Below are 18,707 nucleotides of genomic sequence, written 5' to 3' on the forward strand. Positions count from 1 at the left end.
TATTATTAAATAAATTTACTAGTATCATATACTGATTATACATAAAAAAAGAATTGAGGAATTGTTTATGTCTAAATTTGTTATAGAAGGCGGAACTAAATTAAAGGGTAAAGTTAACATCGGAGGATTTAAGAATGCGGCTGTTGCAATAATTCCGGCAACCCTGCTATGTCCAGGCAAGTGCACTATTCAAAATGTGCCTAAGATAGAGGATGTTAATGTATTTATGGAAATATTTTCAGAATTGGGGGCAGATGCGAAATTTCTTGATGACACGTCAATATCTGTTGATGCATCAGGAGTAGAAGGATGCTATTTAAAAAATGGTTTATCCAAAAAAATGAGAGCTTCGTACTATCTGCTTGGAGCAGGATTGGGTAGATTTAAAAGAGCATCTACGCTGCTTCCGGGAGGGTGCGAAATAGGCAGAAGGCCTATTGATCAGCATATCAAAGGGTTTGAGGCTTTGGGCGCAACTGTGGATATAACTCCGGAAGGCCGAATTAATGTGTGTGCCGAAAAGCTTGTGGGAACAAGAATATATCTTGATGTAGTAAGTGTTGGAGCAACAATTAACATAATGCTTGCTGCAGTGTATGCCGAAGGAAGAACTATAATCGAGAATGCTGCAAAAGAACCCCATATTGTTGATACGGCAAACTTTTTAAATTCAATGGGCGCTGATATAAAAGGAGCAGGAACCGATGTAATAAGAATAAACGGTGTCAGTAAACTTACAGGCTGCACATACAGAGTAATTCCGGATCAGATAGAGGCAGGCACTTATATGATTGCTGCAGCAGCTACAAAGGGAGATATTATTATAGATGATATAATTCCTAAGCATCTTGAGCCTATAACGGCAAAACTGAAAGAAATGGGAATGGGAATCGAGGAATATGGCGATTCAATGAGAGTATTTTATGAAAAAGAACTTACACCGGTAAATATTCAAACTCTTCCTTATCCGGGATTTCCAACAGATTTACAGCAACCGATGACGGTTCTGCTTTCATCTCTAAATGGAGAAAGCACCGTGGTCGAAGGGGTATCCGAGGATAGATTTAAGTATGTGGATGAAATTAAGAAGATGGGAGCAAATATCGAATTTACTAAAACGAAGGCAGATATAACAGGAGCGGTTCACCTAAAGGGAACGGTGGTACAAGCCACCGATTTGAGGGCTGGAGCAGCCATGATAATTGCAGGACTTATGGCTGACGGATTAACAGAAATTAAAGAAATACGTCATATAGACAGAGGATACGAACATATTGAAAATAAATTTATGAACCTAGGCGCAAAAATGAAAAGAGTCAAGGATGATGAGTAATATATTAAGATAGAAAAAAATGCTTCAGACGTAAATGTTTGAGGCTTTTTGAATATTAGGCAGGTGGACAATGAAGAAAGCAGTGCTGATACCGGATTCATTTAAAGGTACCTTAAGTTCAAAAGAAATTTGCAATATTATTGAAAAATCTATTAACCATCACTTCCCGAAGTGCAGTGTAGTATCAATACCTGTTGCTGACGGAGGTGAAGGCAGTGTAGATTGCTTTTTGGAATCATTAGGAGGCAATAAGGTTTATGAGTCGGTTAAAAATCCATATTTTGAAGATATGAAGTCATACTACGGTCTGCTAAGCGGGGAAGAAACAGCAGTCATTGAGATGGCAAGCTGTGCGGGGCTCCCTCTTGTGGAGGACCGGAAGAATGTGGGCAAAACCACCACATATGGAGTTGGACAGCTGATTTTATCCGCAGCAAAAAAAGGCTGCAAAAAAATAATTGTCGGCCTTGGAGGCTCTGCAACTAATGACGGAGGGTGCGGTGCTGCTGCCGCTGTCGGTGTTAAGTTTTTTGATGAATGCGGAAAAGAATTTATACCAGTGGGTGACAGCTTGAAATCAATCAGAAAAATAGACATGTCCCACCGGTCGGAATTATTGAAAAACATTGAAATTATAACTATGTGTGATATTGACAATCCAATGTACGGGGAGACAGGAGCAGCATATATTTTTGGACCGCAAAAGGGAGCAGATGATAAAAAGGTTAAAGAATTGGATGAAGGATTAAGAAACTTGTCCGAAGTAATAAATAAGGATCTGGAGATGGATTTAAAAGATGTTCCCGGAGGCGGGGCAGCCGGTGCTATGGGAGCCGGAATGATAGCATTTTTTGATTCCAGGCTGCAGATGGGAATAGAAACAGTGCTTGATACGGTTCATTTTGACGATGTAATTTCTGATGCAGATATGATTTTTACAGGTGAAGGGAATTTTGACACTCAAAGCTTAAGAGGCAAGGTTGTAATAGGAGTTGCAAGAAGAGCTAAAAAAATCAATGTGCCGGTTACAGTAATTTCAGGAGGAACGGAAGATATCAAAGAAGCTTTTAAAATGGGGGTAACATCAGTATTTACAATAAACAGGCTTCCTCATGACTTTCAGATAAGTAGGTATAAAAGCAAGGAAAATCTTGAAGCAACTATAGACAATGTGTTAAGGCTCATTAAGAGTATTAAATAACGAGTTACCATGACAAATATTATAAATTTAGGGGGCAAAAAATGTTAAAGGATTTGAAATATTTAAAAATAAACTTACCTGAGGACATTCTAAAGCTGAAATGCAACGGTGATTTTGCAGGAGCACAAAAATTAATAGACAGGCGTTTAGAAAAACAAATTCCCACTGCTATGAGAAAAAGGCTTGAGATTGAAAAGGAAATTCTTAGAACTATTAAGGGAGAATACACGTATACATTTGAGCAGGCTCTTCAAAAAATGCAGGACAATATCGAGAACTTCACAAAAGAAGAACTTACGGAGCTTCAGGAAGATGGTCAGGCAGACTGGATATTAGTAGACGGTCAGGTTTATTTTAACGACAGCTTTTTCGGCACTTTAATTAAAACGAGATCTGATCTTGAAGCGAGGTTAATAAATAAGCAGGAAAGCGGAGAAGAAAGAGAAGATTTTCTGAACGAAAATATAAGGAAAACAAGGGAAAACAAAGAATCTTCGTATTTCATACATATGAAGACAACATTGAAACTGCAGGATGAAGCGCTGAGAAAAGACGGAAAAATCATGGTTCACATGCCGCTGCCAATTAATTGCCAGCAATCAAACATAAAAATAATAAAAACTGTTCCTGAGGCAAAGTATATTGCTGACGAAAACTATCCCAGCAGGACTGCATATTTTGAGACATCATTAGAAGAAAGCCGTGAATTTTCTGTTGAATATTCATATGAGAGCCATTTAAAGTATAATGATCTTGATGCTTCAAAGGTATCAAAGGATCAGCCGGGTTTTGATACGCAGGAGCTTGAACCGCATATTATGTTTACTCCTTATATAGCCGAGCTTGCAAGGGAAATAGTAGGTGACGAAACAAATCCGCTGATAAAAGCTAGAAAAATCTACGATTATATTACAGAAAATGTAAAATATTCATTTATGAGAGCATATTCTACAATAACAAATATCCCTGAGTACTGCGCGCTAAATTTAAAGGGAGACTGCGGCGTACAGGCTCTGTTGTTTATAACCCTTTGCCGATACTCAGGTATCCCTGCCAGATGGCAGTCGGGGCTTGCTGTAACACCGTATCATATAGGTCCACATGATTGGGCACAGTTCTATGTTGCACCGTATGGCTGGTTATATGCTGATCCATCATTTGGAGGCGGAGCACTGAGAAAAGGAAATAAAGAAAAGTGGAACTTTTATTTTGGAAATCTGGATCCATTTAGAATGGTTGCAAATTCGGAATTCCAGCATGAATTTGATCCGCCTAAAAAATTTTGGCGCCATGATCCATATGATAATCAGGTCGGTGAGTGTGAATATGAAAATAAGGAAGTAAGAAGAGAAGAATTTAAAGCGGAGTACGAATTAATAGAAATGAAAAAACTATAAGAATCAATTTGACAGCTCAATGAACCATTATCATTGAGCTGTTTGTTTTTCAACAACAAAAAATGCAAAGCTAGTTAGCTTAAAAACGTTGATATTTTTAACTAAATCAATCTGTATCAATATCAACAATTTTAGTATAGCGTCTTAGTGGAAATTCTCCGTCATGGGGTGCTCCGCAATATGTATGGGACATGTTTTCACACGGGCACACTCTGACAACACCGGTTTTGAAAAGTATATGGGACAGAGGATGCAATTCTGATTGGTCGCAAGCCAAACCTACCGTCTGCAGGTAGTTTTTATATGGACGCAGAGCCGACAGCAGTTCTATGTGAGGAAGCGGTCGTACCCACGGGTTACCGAACTGAATGGATGTGTCAATTATTTTATCCGGATATGCAATCAAGCTGCAACTGTCGCCTTTAAATATTCGGCTGTCTTTATAGATGCCTTCCAGTTCTTCTGCATACAGTCTCAGGGCAACCTGAGATTTTATTCCTATTCCGATTTTTTTAGCGTTTTTATTAATCGCATAATCTAAAACAGGCAAAAACCTATCACAGAATTCATATATGTCATTCATGTCATCAGTATCAAGAAAAATTCCCTGTGCAGAACTGCACAGCAATTGTCCAGTCTCGGCAATGTTTTTTGCAAGCCCTTCAAGTTTGTTTTGTGCCATACCTTGTTTCGTAACATAGGCAAAGCTTACTTTGTGTCCCCATTCAATAAGCTTGGTGTTTGGGGGAATAAGTCTTCGAAGAGCAGATACAGCTTCTCTTCCTCCCCATACAACCACAGCGTCTGCAACAGAAATTAGTTTTTCAATATGTTCAATGTCTTTCGAGGAATAATCAAAAACATAAATATAATCTGCCAGTGCAGGTTCTGCTTTTATAAGTTCAAACAGCAAGTGTGCAGATATACCTCCCTCTGCCGCAGGTAATTTCAAAATATTTATATTACCGGTCAAAAGGCCTTCAAGTACACTGAATGCCGGTAATCCGTCGGCATTTCCGGCAGCGACATGCAGTAAAACACCTAGGGGTAAAATTTGTCTGGTAACGGTAAATTCCTTATGCATGGGATTAAATGAATACGGGCTGCCAAGAGTATCACCTAATTCTAACTTCATTCGGTGCAGCAGGCTTTCTTTGCAGAAGAACCTCCGCATTTCATCTATATAGCTTCTACCCAATGACTCGTCAATTCCCAGATTAGACATTGCTTTGATGTAGAACTCTTCATCCAAGTCTGTTACAAGCTTGTCACAGGCATTAACAACTGTTTCGGTACTCAATCTTTCCTTATTTAACGTATCAATAATATGCTGCTCCAGATTATCAAGTACTATATCGCATTCTTTTGAATCAATAAACTTGCCATTTACAAGATTCATACTGCACCGCCCTTCTTTATGTCCAGCAGTTCAGAAGCATTTGCTGCACATGTTTTAATGTCCGCTAGGCCTACGCGCCCGAGAACTTCAAAATACGGGGAACTGATTCCGCAGCCGCATTCTTCGCCGGGATGCATTACTGCCAAATCGTCAGTCATAACACTTACAAACGGCATGCTTGTCATCATAGGAGTGATAAGATTTAGCATACCCGGCACTCCGAATCCGACAGGCTCCATATTTAAATCACGAATGATTACTCTTGAATATATTGGAACATGAAAATGATGATTGGGGCAGTTAAAGTATGCAATCGGGTGCTCCACGGCACCGAAAAATTCCCTGATATTGTCTTCTCCAAGCCCCAAAGCTTTCTCTGACATTGCATACAGAGTATCTTTGTCCACTTCCTCAGTAAAGAAATTTTTCCATCCACCTGCTAAAATTACAAGGGATTTAGGATGAAGCTTAAGCTTGATACCTGATTCTAGCAGTTCTTTCACCAAAAACATAAAATATGCAGGGAATCCCATGAAGCGCACAGGTAGTCCCATTTTTTCATAGCGAATTAAAGCATTTTTAATGCCGTCCATATTGAGCACATAATCTGTTCCGTTATCCTTCAGCGCATATTCTCTGTGTACAGCAGGGGCTGCATATGTAGTCGCATAGGCGGTTTTAACCGCGCCTATTTTATTCCTTTTAGACGGCTGATACCCAAGGACTATATAGTTTGTAGGACGCAACGATACTAATTTATTCGTAAAAAATGTTCCCAGAACCATGCCAAGTCCCCGCCATGCCGATGACAGATCAAGAGCCATTTCGCTTACCTTTCCGCTGGTGCCTGATGTAGTTGATTTAAGCATTAGCTTATTTTTAGGAGAAGAATAAAGTGTGTGGTTTTTTAAAAACAGTGTTGGTATTGGTGGAATTATATATATATCTTCTATGGTTTTAACATCTTTAATTGAAAAACCTTGTTGAGACAATATTTTTGCATAGTCAGTACAATTATTCGTGTGGTGATTTATATTTTCTAAAATTGCATTATGAAACAGACTGTCTGTATCTTTTAAATTATAAATATTTTTTTGAAAGAAAAGTCTGTGACCGAAGCTCATTTTACACCGCCTTTTTTCATGCTTTTATTGAGGCTCTTTATATTGCTTTCATAGTACCATATCAAAGTATTAAAGTCAAAGAGCACACAGGCGCATCAGTGTAAAAGGGTGGAAAATAAACACAGGATTTTTTACAGATGTAAAGCAAAAAACAATTGTGGAACTTATATATAATAACATGAATAATATATTAGCAGTACAATTGTGAGGGAGTGATTTTTTGGCTATTAAAATTTTTGTAGATCAGGGGCATAATCCAACTGGACATCATAACACAGGTGCAAGAGGAAACGGGCTTGTAGAGGAGGATATAACCTACCAAGTCGGACTGTATCTGGCTTATTTGCTGGAAAATGACCCGAGGTTTGAAGTTATGCTGTCAAGACCTACACCCACTACGGTTTTAGGTTATAATAATACGACAAGTTTAGCGGAGCGTGTTCGAATGGCAAACAGTTGGCCTGCTGATTATTTTATTAGTATTCATGCAAATGCAAATGAAAATCCAAACATTAACGGAGCGGAAATGTATATTTATCAGTATGGTACACAGGCGAACTGGCTTGCTCAAAACATTTTGAATGCAATTACTTACTATACAGATTTAAGGAACAACGGAATAAGAGAAAATCGGTCATTGTACGTTTTGCGCAGAACAAGCATGCCGGCTGTTCTTGTGGAAATGGGATATCTGACCAATTATCATGATGCACAGATAATAAGAGATGAGCAGTGGAGAATTGCTTATAGTATCTATGTAGGTATTCTGAACTATTTCGGTTTTGAATCCGTTTAAAATACGTTTCATCATAATCATAAAAATAAGTAGTATATAAGGCACAAGTTAATTGTTTATATCTTTTTATGAAATATCTGCAGGCAGCTTTCTGATTTGAAGGTGCAGGCAAAAAACGGGGGTATAAACTTTTTTATTTTTAAGATATAATTTAAATAACTTAATAATTTATTGTATTTATGTAAAATATATACTTTATATTAAAAATTTGATAAAATATCTTAAAAAGGAGTGTTGAATATGGATTCGATTGATTATGCTATTCTTAATAATCTTAAAGAAAACGGAAGGGCGTCTGCCTCTGAAATTAGCAAAAAAGTAAACCTATCTATACCCGCTGTCGCTGAACGGATTAGAAAGTTGGAGCAATCAGGAATAATACAACAATATACTATTAAGATAAATCGAAATAAAATAGGCAAATATCTTTTAGCGTTTGTATTTGTTAATATAGATAAAACGGAAAATATTGATGGTTTTAGAAATGAAATTGTAAAGCATAATTGTGTTTTAGAATGTCATCATGTTGCAGGTGGATATGACTATTTGTTAAAGGTTGCCGTAGAAGATACACAGGCTTTGGAAAATTTTTTGTCGAAGACTCTAAAGAAAATTAAAGGTATTTCAGGTTCAAACACCATTATTACACTTATTACTTTAAAAGAAGAAATTAATTTTTAGTGAGGCTGCGCTATGATTATGATTATTAAGGGTCTTAAATTTGGAATGTTGCTGCAATTTGCTGTTGGTCCAATGTGCTTGATGGTATTTAATACGTCAGCTTTATATGGAGTTTTTTACAGTTTGTACCTTGTTTTTGCAATAACGCTTATTGATGCTTTATACATCGCATTATCCTGTGTAGGTGTTGCCGCTGTTATCAATAGAGAAAAGGTAAATGCAGTTGTAAAGATGGTAGGATGCTCCGTGCTGGTTTTGTTTGGAGCAAATACAATAGCGAGTGCTTTTGATTTATCTCTACTGCCCAATATTAGATTATTCTCAAGTGCATCAAGCGGAAATTTGTTTATTCAAGGATTACTGCTGACAGCATCAAATCCATTAACCATTGTTTTTTGGAGCAGTATGTTTTCAACACAAATGATGGAAAACAAATGGAACAAAAAACAGCTCTTTTTGTTTGCTGTAGGCTGTATTATGGCTACAATAATTTTCTTAACAGTAATAGCTGTCATGGGAAGTATGTTGAGCAGCTTTTTGCCATCGGCGGTTGTTAGAATTTTGAATGTGACTGTAGGAATATTCTTAATATTTTTTGGAATAAGGCTTTTGCGAAAAAAGCGTAAAGACGAGGTTGCTCTATAAGTCTATATTTAATATAGACTAAGCATTGATGATTTTAAAATACGGGCAGGATAGTTTTATAATGACTTTCCTGTCCGCATTAAGTAGCATACTATTATGTGTTAAAAAATGACTTGATATTTCTATAATTCTAGGTACATATCATACCATACGGCACCGCCGTGACTGGATTCAGACTTACCTTTGTTTATGAATCCAAATTTTTCGTAGTAGCGAATTAGTTTGTCCTTGCATGTAAGAATGACGGCTTTCTTTCCTCTTTTTCTTGATATATCAATCATGTGGTTCATCAATAATGCTGCTATTCCTCTTCGCTGATAATCTGGGTGGACCAAGAGTCCAAATATGGTTTGAATGCTTCCGTCGCTTATATGTTCATTGTCGTCGTGGAACATGGCATCGTAAATTACATCGCTGTTTGTTACACACCCGTTTACTATTCCTATTATTTTGCCGTCAATCCTCGCAACAAAAAAGCTATCAGGAAACCTGGCAATCCTTTTTTTAAAGGAATCTCTCGATGCGGCTTCCGCAGCAGGGAAACATACGGCTTCCAGAGCTGTGATTGAATCGATATCATCTGGAACAGCATTATTTACTTCAATTTTTAAATTATCAATACAGTATTCTTTCATTTATTCTCCTCTTGTATATTTGCTTTTTATGCCTCCGTTTAAATTATTTACAGCTGAATCAAGCTGTTTCATAGCTTTTTCTAATACAGAGCGGGGACATGCTATGTTCATCCTCATATATCCTGACAGGCTTCTGGAGAAATTATTTCCAGAATTAAGCCCTAAGTGTGCCTTGTTTATCATGAAATCATTTAACTCTTCGTTACTCAATCCCAAATCTCTGCAGTCCAGCCAAACTAGGTATGTGCTTTCAGGTTTTGACGGCTTTATTTGTGGAATGTTAGCTTTGCAGAATTCTCTTACATAGTTTATATTATTCTCCAGATATGGTATGAGCTGTTTCAGCCATTCCTCACCTTCGCTATAGGCTGTTTCCATTGCGACAATGCTGAAACAGTTGTTGCGGTGTATCTCTAAATTTTTCCAGAACTTATCAAATTTGTCTTTTAAATTTTTGTCTGGAAATACTGCAAAGGATGCCTGAAGCCCTGCAAGATTAAAAGTTTTTGAGCAGGAGGTGCAGGTAATTGTAATTTTACCGGCTTTTTCTGAAACTGTAGCTGTGGGTATGTGCCTGTTTCCCCAAAGCATTAGGTCGGCATGTATTTCATCTGACGCGATGAGCACATTATATTTGTTGCACAGGTCGGTCATTTTTTGAAGCTCTTTCATTGACCACACCCTTCCTACAGGATTTTGGGGGTTACAAAGTATGAACAGTTTTGTTCCATGCTTCAATTTGTTTTCGAAATCTTCAAAGTCCACTGAGTATACTCCGTCTTTTTCAAGGAGCTTATTTTCAAGCACAATTCTGTCCCATGCTTCAACTACATCATAAAATTCGGGATATACGGGTGTCTGGATCAACACTTTGTCATTTATGTCCGTAAACTCATTGACTATGACAGACAGGGAAGGGACAACTCCCGGGCTGAAGCTTACCAGGTTTCTGTCTATGTCCCAGTTGTTTCTTCTGCTCTGCCAATTGCAGAATGCTTGAAAAAAAGAATCAGGTTTTGAAACATATCCGTAAATACCGTGTGCGGCCCTTTTCTTAATTGCTTCGGTTATAGGCTTAGCTGTTTCAAAATCCATATCCGCAATCCACAGTGGGATTAAGTCGTTAGTTCCAAAATTCCTAATTCTTTCTTCATATTTTACTGAAAATGTGTTGTCTCTGTTTATTATTTTATCAAAATCATACTTCATGGCACTTTCCTTTCAATATTTTTATGCTTAATTGCGTAAATATTGATTGCATAAACCATGCCAGCCGAACAATATATTTTTTGTCCGTTAGTGTTTGAAGGTAACATTATTATAATAATGCTCACCGGTTAATTGGTTAAAGTGAATTAAGCTTTAACCAATTAACCGGTGATTAGACATAGGTTACAAGTTATTATATGCCCTTATACCTTTATCATTGATTTTACTTCCGCCTCTTCCTTGAGATATTTTAACAAGGCCGAGATTGCTTAAATCATACAATATGCTTCGAACCTCCTGTTGGGTCAGGTAGTGCCCGGAGTTCTGGGCTTTTTCTGCTATGGACAGCCTTCCCAGGCTTTTTTTGCTTTTATATCCATCGTAAAGTATGCCCAATACAAGTGTGTAGTCATCCAGTTTATTGCCTGCTATTTTTTTAAGGAGACTTACATCTAAGTCTTTATCATGCCCTCTGCTTTTAAGCGGGGTAATTCTTTTGTGGAAGCTTTTAGGCAGGTCTTCATAGCTGATATAAGGTTTATCAAGATATGTTAAGTATTCAACATAGTTATGAAGCTCCCGTACATTTCCCTTCCAGTCATGTGCCATGAAGGCATTTTTGACCTCTGCCGAAAGCGTAAAACGCCCGTTCAATTCTTTTTTAATGTTTTCAAATAAAAGCATGATATCTCCGCCCCGTTCCCTCAACGGAGGTATTTCTATGGGAAGAGTGTTGAGTCTGTAATATAAATCGCTTCTGAAGATTCCGTCTGCTACGAGATCTTCCAAAGTTTCATTTGACGCAGCAATTATTCTTACGTCGACACTTATAATTCTGTCTCCGCCGACGCGCATGATTTCTCTCTCCTGAAGAACTCTCAGAAGCTTGATTTGAAGCGCCGGGCTCATACCTTCAACCTCGTCCAGGAATATGGAACCCTTGTGTGCAAATTCAAAAAGTCCCAGCTTTCCACCTCGACGGGCGCCTGTAAAGGCTCCCTCCTCATAACCGAAAAGCTCGCTTTCCAGCAGATTATCAGGCATGGCTGCGCAGTTAATTGCTATGAACGGGTTGTTGTTTCTATCAGATTCATTATGTATTGCTTGAGCGAAAAGCTCTTTTCCTGTTCCGCTCTCACCAGTAATAAGCACGGCGGAATTATTTTTTGCCATTTTTTTTGCTATGGCACAGGCTCTTTTTATTGAGTCGCTTTCCCCTGTAATATCATTAAAGGTATATTTTGCCGTATGTCCCTTACTTAACAACTGCATTCGAAAATTATGCTGCTTATATTCTTCTTCTGTAAATTTTTGTATAGTTGCAAATGCGCCTATGTACTTATTTCCCCTAATCACAGGAGCGATGGTGGCATTGATGTCAACATCCTTAAATTTAACCAGCCTGTTTGTGATTTTCCTTTCTGTTGTTTTACATTCTGCGAATGGCAGGAAATGCAGGCAGGATCTTGCGGATTTGTTTATCACTTGTTTTTGGTTTATTCCCGTTATTTCGGCTGCTTTTGAATTATACGATATAACTGTACCGCTTTCATTTACTCCAATTATTCCTGCGTCTATTATTTCCATCAGTATTTCAAATTGGCTTTCCATGTTGAGGGAGCGCCCAAAAATTTGATTGAAGTTATAATTGCTGGTTGCTATGGAATTAAAATATTCTTTGAAATGTTCCTTTTCCAATAGATAGTCCAGCTTAAGCCGTAGCGCGGTTTCTACTATTGTATTAGTATCCGGAATACGATCTCCCAAATCTATTATGTTTTCAGCCTCATCCGGAGCATATCGACCTTCTCCGGCAGTTATTGCAAGGTTGCAGCTTTTGCCCGGTATTGACCCGGGAAAGCATGGAATAAAATTGATGTGGTTTACACCAAGCTGCGAAAGCCTGGCTATGCATTCCCGCACCATTATTTCGCTCAGATTTACAAAATAGGCGCAGGTTCCCTTAGGGATTTTCATTAATGTATCAATGTTTTGAATTGTAAATTCAACATTCAGCTCAATTTTAGGAACATTTTGGGGAATAAATTTTTCACAGTCGTTTATGCTGTCAAAGGCATCGGTTGATACGATAAATATGTCTGCTTTATCTATCTTGTTGACGGAACCGTCCAGTACGCTGTAACAGCTTATACTGATTAAATTGCCAAATAGCTTCTTAAATATGCTTTTGTAAAACAATGAAGCATTTTTGCTTAATGTAATAATGGCTGCTTTCCTTACTATGGCTATCACCCTTTCTTAACTGTGCTTTAATGTTAAAGCTTTTTTAAATATATGTCAAGATTATGGTTAAAAATATAAATTATATCAAAATATTTTGTTTGGCATAATAATTGCAATAAAATTAATTATATATTATATTTAATAAAAAAATATTTTTTTAATAAATTTGAGGAGAAGACATGATAGAAGACATTAAATATAACACGCTTTATTTTGACGGGTGCAATACGGTTGAGTTGGCAAAAAAATACGGTACGCCTTTGTATGTAATGAGTGAAAATGCAATTGAAAATAAGTGCAGAGAAATAAGAGAAACATTTTTGGGCAGATATAAAAGAACAAGAGCCGCCTATGCTGCTAAGGCTTTTTTGACCTTGGCAATGTGCAAAATAATCGAAAAAGAGGGACTTTGCATGGATGTTGTTTCCGGGGGGGAATTGTATACGGCAATCAAGGCTGATTTTCCGCCAGAAAAAATAGAATTTAATGGAAATAATAAATCCGAAGAAGAATTGGAGCTTGCGATTGAATACAATATAGGAAGAATAATAGTCGATGGACTTGATGAGTTGAGCCTTATAGAAGAGATATGCAGCAAAAAAGGCAAAAAAATGAATATATTGTATAGAATAACTCCTGGCGTTAAGAGTGACTCTCATGATTATATAGTTACAGGTAAAAAAGACTCGAAATTCGGCATACCGCTTGATGACGAGGTTATATTTCCCGCAATTGAACAAGCAATAAATTCAAGATATGTTAACTTTATGGGATTTCATTTTCATGTAGGGTCTCAGCTTCATAACAATGAGTCTCATTTAAAAGCTCTTGATGTTGCATTAAAGTTAATAAAAGATACTAAAGAAAAATATAGTTATACTACACCGGAAATAAATATCGGCGGTGGTTTTGGAATAAAATACACAGATGCTGACGATAAAAAGTCCTATGAGTATTTTCTTGACCCTATGATGAAAAAAATTGAAGAATTTTCAAAGAATATGGAGATTGTAAGACCTGAGGTTGTAATTGAACCGGGCAGGAGCATTGTGGGTGAAGCAGGTATAACATTGTACACAATAGGTACCGTTAAGGATATAAAAGGTATAAGAAAATATGTTTCTGTTGACGGAGGTATGACGGATAATATCAGACCTGCTCTCTACCAGGCTAAGTATGAGGGAATAGTAGCGAATAAAGCGGAAGAGGCAAAGACTGACGTGGTTACAATATGCGGCAAATGCTGTGAATCAGGAGATATACTCATAAAGGATGCAAAAATAGCTCCTGCTGAAAGAGGAGATATATTTGCAGTGTTTTCAACAGGGGCATACGGATATACCATGTCAAGCAATTATAACAAGAATCCATTTTTGGCAACGGTGCTCGTTAAAAACGGAAAATCCTGCATAATAGTAAAAAGGCAAAGTTACGACCATATGATAGCTAATGAAGTGATTCCAGAATCACTAAACTAAAAAGAGGAGTGAGATTATGAATTTCACAAAGATGCACGGCGCAGGCAATGACTTTATAATTATAAACAATATGGAGCTGAAGCTTCCTGCTGACAAACTTTCTGTAATTGCAAAAACATTGTGTCAGAGAAAGGTATCAATAGGGGCTGACGGTCTCATGGCTGTTGATTTTCCTGAAGGCGATACGGACTTCAGGATGCGTTTTTACAATCAGGACGGCAGTATAGGCGAGATGTGCGGTAATGGAGCAAGGTGCATTTCCCGCTATGCTTATATAAACAATATAGCCGGAAAGAAAATGTCCTTTGAAACCGGAGCAGGAATTGTAAAATCGGAAGTACTTGAGGGAAGGCTTGTAAAAGTACAATTAAATAGCCCTGAAGTAATTAAGCTGGAAAATGATATTGAAATAGATGGCAAAAAATATGAGTGCTCGTACATAGAGCTGGGAAATCCGGGACTTCCTCACGCGGTAGTCAGGTATGAATTTAAAAATGCCGATGAATTAGAAATGTTTGATATCGGCAGAAAGATCAGATATTATGATGGCTTTCCAAAAGGAGCAAATGTTAACTTTTTTGATGTTATAGATGAAAACACGGCAATTGTAAAAACTTATGAAAGGGGGGTTGAGGATTTTACGCTGGCTTGCGGTACCGGCTCGGCATCAGCGGCAGTTGCGCTTATGCTTAAAGGATATCTGAAGGGCGGCAAAAGGGTTAAAATAATAGTTCCGGGAGGAGAGTTATTTATTGAGGTTGAAAGTAACGGCGAAAAAGTTGAAAAACTGTATCTTATAGGAGATACAAATATAGTTGCAGAAGGTAAAGTTATGGATGAGGATTTGAGGTATTAAGAATTGAAATATTGGAACGACGTGGTATATTTGAAAAAACTGATTAATAAAATATAATTAACATTTCAAATTAAAAAAGGAGTGCTAAAATGAGCCAAACAAAAGGAACTTTTTGGGAAAATTATCGGTTTTCGGTTACATTAATTATTTCTATTGCAATTGGAAGTATAATAGGTCTTTTATTCGGTGAAAAGGCAACAGTGCTTAAACCATTCGGAGATATATTTTTAAACCTGATGTTTACTGCGGTTACTCCGTTAGTATTTATCACAATTGCAAGTGCGGTGGGCAGTATGGTAAATATGAAGCGCCTCGGGAAAATACTAGGAAATATGTTTCTCACGTTTGTTGTTACAGGATTGATTGCGGCAGTTTTAATTATTGTTGTTGTTAATATCTTTCCCCCTGCTGCGGGAGCTAATATAGAGCTCGGTGCGGCAGAAACAGAACTTGAAAAATTGTCTTTTGCAGATCAAGTAGTTCAGGCGGTTACTGTCAATGATTTCAGTAAAATACTGTCTCGTTCCAATATGCTTCCATTGATAGTGTTTTCAATTTTGTTCGGATATTGCGTAAGTGCGGTGGGAGGAGAAGACAATATTGTAGCAAGAGCACTTGAAGCATTGTCAAAAGTTATGATGAAATTAATAGGTGTTATAATGCTGTACGCACCAATAGGATTAGGTGCTTATTTTGCCAGCCTCATAGGAGAATTCGGGCCTCAGCTGCTTGGTGCATACGCGAGGGCCATGGCCGTTTATTATCCTCTGTGTATATTGTATTTTGCCGTTGCATTTACTGCGTATACATATTATGCCGGCGGAATGCGGGGAGTCAAAACATTCTTTAAAAATATAATTGAGCCTGCTGTAACATCAATAGCAACACAAAGTTCCATAGCTACTATGCCTGTAAATCTTAAGGCTGCGTCGCGTATAGGAGTTCCAAAAGATATTCGCGAAATTATACTTCCTATTGGAGCTACTATGCACATGGATGGTACAGTGCTGTCATCCATATTAAAAATATCATTTCTGTTCGGAATTTTCGGGCAGGAATTTACCGGGATAGGTACGTATTTTACCGCAATTCTGCTGTCTATTCTGGGTGGTGTGGTAATGTCCGGAGTACCCGGTGGAGGATTGATAGGAGAGATGCTCATAGTAAATATGTACGGATTCCCTCCCGAGGCATTTCCAATTATTGCAACTATAGGATTCCTGGTAGATCCTCCCGCAACATGCTTGAATGCAACAGGAGATACGGTGGCGTCAATGATAGTTACACGCATGATTGAAGGAAAGGATTGGATGGAGAAAAAACTTACTGCACACGAGGAGCTTTAACTGTGGATGGTTTGAATTTAATATTAGAGACGCTGTGGATAACCACAGCGTTCTTTTATTACAGATCAGTTTTTGCTTCGCTTTTTTTAAAGCGCATGAATATGCTGCCAATATTGAGATTTGTTATTAAAAGTCCCAGCAAAATAATTGATGCACCAATCCACTGCATTGCGGAAAGCTGTTCATTAAGTACTATCATAGCAGAGAAGAGAGTTACAACGGGAACTGCCAGAGGAATTGGTGCAACTTTTCCCATTGGATATTTTCCAATAAGTATGTTCCATATCCCGTAACCCATCAATGTTGCTCCAAAGGCCAGATAGAAAATCGAAAAAATTGAAATTCCACTTAAGTTCGCAACTGCATTAATCAGCGTCTGGGGTGTATCAAGCATTAAGGCTATGCCAAGCAGGGGAATTGGAGGAATCATGCCCGACCACACTACCATGCTTATCATATCAAGTTTTTCTCCTTTAGCAGAAGCTTTGTCAGAGGCAATTCTCGCAACTATATTTGAAGCAGCCCAGAAAAAAGGAGCAAGTATATTCAGAAGTAAAGCTGCAATGGGAACTGAATGTTCTCCACCGCTGCTGTTTTCCATTGCTATGATGGCAAGGCCGACAGCTGCTGTCATAAAGCCTGCAATTTGCTTGGGTTTCAGCTTTTCGTGCAGGAAAATCATAGCCAGTATAGGTGATATAAATGCCTGAATCTGCAGCACTATAGAAGCGATGCCGGCAGGCATACCTATTTCCATGGCATAAAACAGGCATGCAAACTGTCCTACACCTACAAACAGGCCGTACATCACTATATATTTCCATTCGGTTTGAGGTTTTTTAATAAAAAACACAGCAGGAAAAGCAGTGAGCACGTATCTTAGTGCAACAAGCAGCATGGAAGGAACTCCCTCCAGCCCAAGTTTTATAAATATAAAGTTGATGCCCCATATGGTTACAAGAAGCAGCGCAAGTATAATATCTTTCTTTTTCATTTAACTCTCCATCATCAGCGTAATGTATTTTTTAACAGCTTTCAATGAGCCTGCTAAAATTCTTAAAATATTTATAACTCCAAACTTTTTAATCATCTCGGTGTTCTTATTTATAAAAAGGTTTACATACAAATTCGTCTTCAGCAGCTCCCAATAATAATTTCTTAATGATATAACCGAGGGCATTATCATGACTTGACCGAAACTCCATTTTTCAAAATCATCAGCTTCGTATAAAAGCCTGCCTCTATATTTTTCATACATCGAAAGATTTGGAAAAGGAGTCAGCGGACTGATTGAGGTAATTTGAGGCATGAGATTTTTAATGTACTTTCTAAAAGTCTTAAAGTCGTTTTTGCCCCAGTCGGGATGAGCCATAAATGAAGCCCATACATCTATTCCCAAGTTGCTTAGTATTTTGGCGGCCTCAAGGTTATCGGAAGTGCTTGATTTTTTATGGTATTTATGCATTTCATCGTCGCTGAATGTTTCATATCCAACCAGCAGAGCCTTAAGCCCAAGCTGTTTAAGCTCCTTCAAATAATCCCTGTATTCCAGTATACCTTTGACTGAACCGTACATTATAAAATTTTTATTCAGTTTTAAATCATTTACCAATTTTATAAATGCTTCAAGCTTTTCCTCACTTGAAAGAAAATCGTTGTCTATAAACATTATAGTTTGTTCTTCTATGCTTAACAAATCTTTTTTTGTAAGTTCCGGATTAATTAATTTTTCTCTTACTCCTTCTATTCTCCATCTAAGACAGAAATCACATACCTTTTCGCAGCCTGTGCCGAATTCCATAATTGCAGCCGGTCTGTATCCAAAGTAAGAATACTGATTACGATATTTAGCAGTGGATTTTCTGTCAGGGAGCATGTATTCATTTCTTCCTTCTGTGTTAGAAGATTTGTACCCCAGCTCCTTAGATCTGATGCCGTCTACTAGCTCAATTTCACCTGATGATAGTAAGTTGTATAACTTATTGAGATTCTCTGAATTTGTGTATTCAAATATATGATCAACGTCAGCGTGGCAAAAAGCATTCGGGTTTAAATAGGTCTGTGTTCCTCCAACGACGGTTATTATTGAATTGTCTGATTTTTTAATTTGCGAACAAAGCTCAAGAACCTTCTTCACGTCAATGCACAGGCTTGTAAACCCCACAACATCGGCAAGATATTCAGCAGCTTTTTCGGAAAGGTTTTTGCTTTCAATCATCATGTCAAAAATTTCTACTTCATGCTCGGATTTCAAAACATTATAAACCATTTCAAGCCCCAGAGGTTCTGAAAACATAAAATCACTTAGTGTTATGGCCTGCTTGATTCTAGGTGGTCTTACCAAAAGGATTCTCATAAATACC

The 18,707-nt window shown here is 37.7% G+C and carries 16 protein-coding genes; 9 read left to right on the forward strand and 7 right to left on the reverse strand.

The window, feature by feature from the left end:
* The first annotated feature begins 67 nt into the window (after window positions 1–67).
* The 3 genes from ACS3UD_RS14890 (at window position 68) to ACS3UD_RS14900 (ending at window position 3,931) form a co-directional block, all read left to right on the forward strand.
* A complete protein-coding gene (locus ACS3UD_RS14890; protein WP_308138858.1) occupies window positions 68–1,333 on the forward strand; it encodes a UDP-N-acetylglucosamine 1-carboxyvinyltransferase in 1,266 nt (421 codons plus the stop codon).
* Between the two features lie 70 nt (window positions 1,334–1,403).
* On the forward strand, window positions 1,404–2,534 hold the full coding sequence (locus tag ACS3UD_RS14895) for a glycerate kinase family protein (protein ID WP_308138857.1): 1,131 nt from the start codon (window positions 1,404–1,406) through the stop codon (window positions 2,532–2,534).
* Between the two features lie 41 nt (window positions 2,535–2,575).
* A complete protein-coding gene (locus tag ACS3UD_RS14900; RefSeq protein ID WP_308138856.1) occupies window positions 2,576–3,931 on the forward strand; it encodes a transglutaminase-like domain-containing protein in 1,356 nt (451 codons plus the stop codon).
* A 106-nt stretch (window positions 3,932–4,037) separates the two neighbouring features.
* Here ACS3UD_RS14900 and ACS3UD_RS14905 read toward each other — a convergent pair whose 3' ends face one another.
* Window positions 4,038–5,330: an acyl-CoA reductase gene (locus tag ACS3UD_RS14905; protein ID WP_308138855.1), complete on the reverse strand. Its 1,293-nt coding sequence runs from the start codon at window positions 5,328–5,330 to the stop codon at window positions 4,038–4,040.
* The gene (locus ACS3UD_RS14910; RefSeq protein WP_308138854.1) at window positions 5,327–6,454 is read right to left on the reverse strand and encodes a LuxE/PaaK family acyltransferase; all 1,128 of its coding nucleotides are present in this window, start codon (window positions 6,452–6,454) and stop codon (window positions 5,327–5,329) included. Before ACS3UD_RS14910 ends, ACS3UD_RS14905 begins: the two co-directional genes overlap by 4 nt.
* A gap of 220 nt (window positions 6,455–6,674) precedes the next feature.
* Here ACS3UD_RS14910 and ACS3UD_RS14915 point away from each other — a divergent pair, with 220 nt between their 5' ends.
* From ACS3UD_RS14915 to ACS3UD_RS14925, 3 genes are all read left to right on the forward strand, one after another.
* Complete coding sequence (locus ACS3UD_RS14915; RefSeq protein ID WP_308138853.1) at window positions 6,675–7,250, forward strand: N-acetylmuramoyl-L-alanine amidase family protein; 576 nt, start codon at window positions 6,675–6,677, stop codon at window positions 7,248–7,250.
* A gap of 240 nt (window positions 7,251–7,490) precedes the next feature.
* Window positions 7,491–7,931, forward strand: a complete 441-nt coding sequence (locus tag ACS3UD_RS14920) for an Lrp/AsnC family transcriptional regulator (RefSeq protein ID WP_308138852.1) — start codon at window positions 7,491–7,493, stop codon at window positions 7,929–7,931.
* A 12-nt stretch (window positions 7,932–7,943) separates the two neighbouring features.
* A complete protein-coding gene (locus ACS3UD_RS14925; protein ID WP_308138851.1) occupies window positions 7,944–8,576 on the forward strand; it encodes a LysE family translocator in 633 nt (210 codons plus the stop codon).
* A 122-nt stretch (window positions 8,577–8,698) separates the two neighbouring features.
* Here the strand turns inward: ACS3UD_RS14925 and ACS3UD_RS14930 are convergent, their stop codons facing one another.
* From ACS3UD_RS14930 to ACS3UD_RS14940, 3 genes are all read right to left on the reverse strand, one after another.
* Entirely contained in the window at window positions 8,699–9,211 is a 513-nt protein-coding gene (locus ACS3UD_RS14930; RefSeq protein ID WP_308138850.1) for a GNAT family N-acetyltransferase, read from the reverse strand.
* A complete protein-coding gene (locus ACS3UD_RS14935) occupies window positions 9,212–10,420 on the reverse strand; it encodes a MalY/PatB family protein (RefSeq protein WP_308138849.1) in 1,209 nt (402 codons plus the stop codon).
* A 183-nt stretch (window positions 10,421–10,603) separates the two neighbouring features.
* Window positions 10,604–12,673 (reverse strand): sigma-54 interaction domain-containing protein, encoded by a 2,070-nt coding sequence (locus ACS3UD_RS14940; RefSeq protein WP_308138848.1) that lies wholly within the window; start codon window positions 12,671–12,673, stop codon window positions 10,604–10,606.
* 170 nt (window positions 12,674–12,843) lie between these two features.
* On the opposite strand from ACS3UD_RS14940, the gene lysA reads away from it, so the two are divergent.
* From lysA to ACS3UD_RS14955, 3 genes are all read left to right on the forward strand, one after another.
* The gene (gene lysA, locus ACS3UD_RS14945) at window positions 12,844–14,142 is read left to right on the forward strand and encodes a diaminopimelate decarboxylase (RefSeq protein ID WP_308138847.1); all 1,299 of its coding nucleotides are present in this window, start codon (window positions 12,844–12,846) and stop codon (window positions 14,140–14,142) included.
* A 16-nt stretch (window positions 14,143–14,158) separates the two neighbouring features.
* Complete coding sequence (gene dapF / locus ACS3UD_RS14950) at window positions 14,159–14,998, forward strand: diaminopimelate epimerase (RefSeq protein WP_308138846.1); 840 nt, start codon at window positions 14,159–14,161, stop codon at window positions 14,996–14,998.
* 89 nt (window positions 14,999–15,087) lie between these two features.
* Complete coding sequence (locus ACS3UD_RS14955) at window positions 15,088–16,344, forward strand: dicarboxylate/amino acid:cation symporter (RefSeq protein ID WP_308138845.1); 1,257 nt, start codon at window positions 15,088–15,090, stop codon at window positions 16,342–16,344.
* A 58-nt stretch (window positions 16,345–16,402) separates the two neighbouring features.
* Here ACS3UD_RS14955 and ACS3UD_RS14960 read toward each other — a convergent pair whose 3' ends face one another.
* On the reverse strand, window positions 16,403–17,338 hold the full coding sequence (locus ACS3UD_RS14960; RefSeq protein ID WP_308138844.1) for an EamA family transporter: 936 nt from the start codon (window positions 17,336–17,338) through the stop codon (window positions 16,403–16,405).
* Window positions 17,339–18,700 (reverse strand): B12-binding domain-containing radical SAM protein, encoded by a 1,362-nt coding sequence (locus ACS3UD_RS14965; protein WP_308138843.1) that lies wholly within the window; start codon window positions 18,698–18,700, stop codon window positions 17,339–17,341. It lies immediately after the preceding gene.
* Window positions 18,701–18,707: the final 7 nt, after the last annotated feature.

The sequence above is a fragment of the Sedimentibacter sp. LTW-03 genome, from assembly GCF_052059825.1.
GTDB lineage: Bacteria > Bacillota > Clostridia > Tissierellales > Sedimentibacteraceae > Sedimentibacter.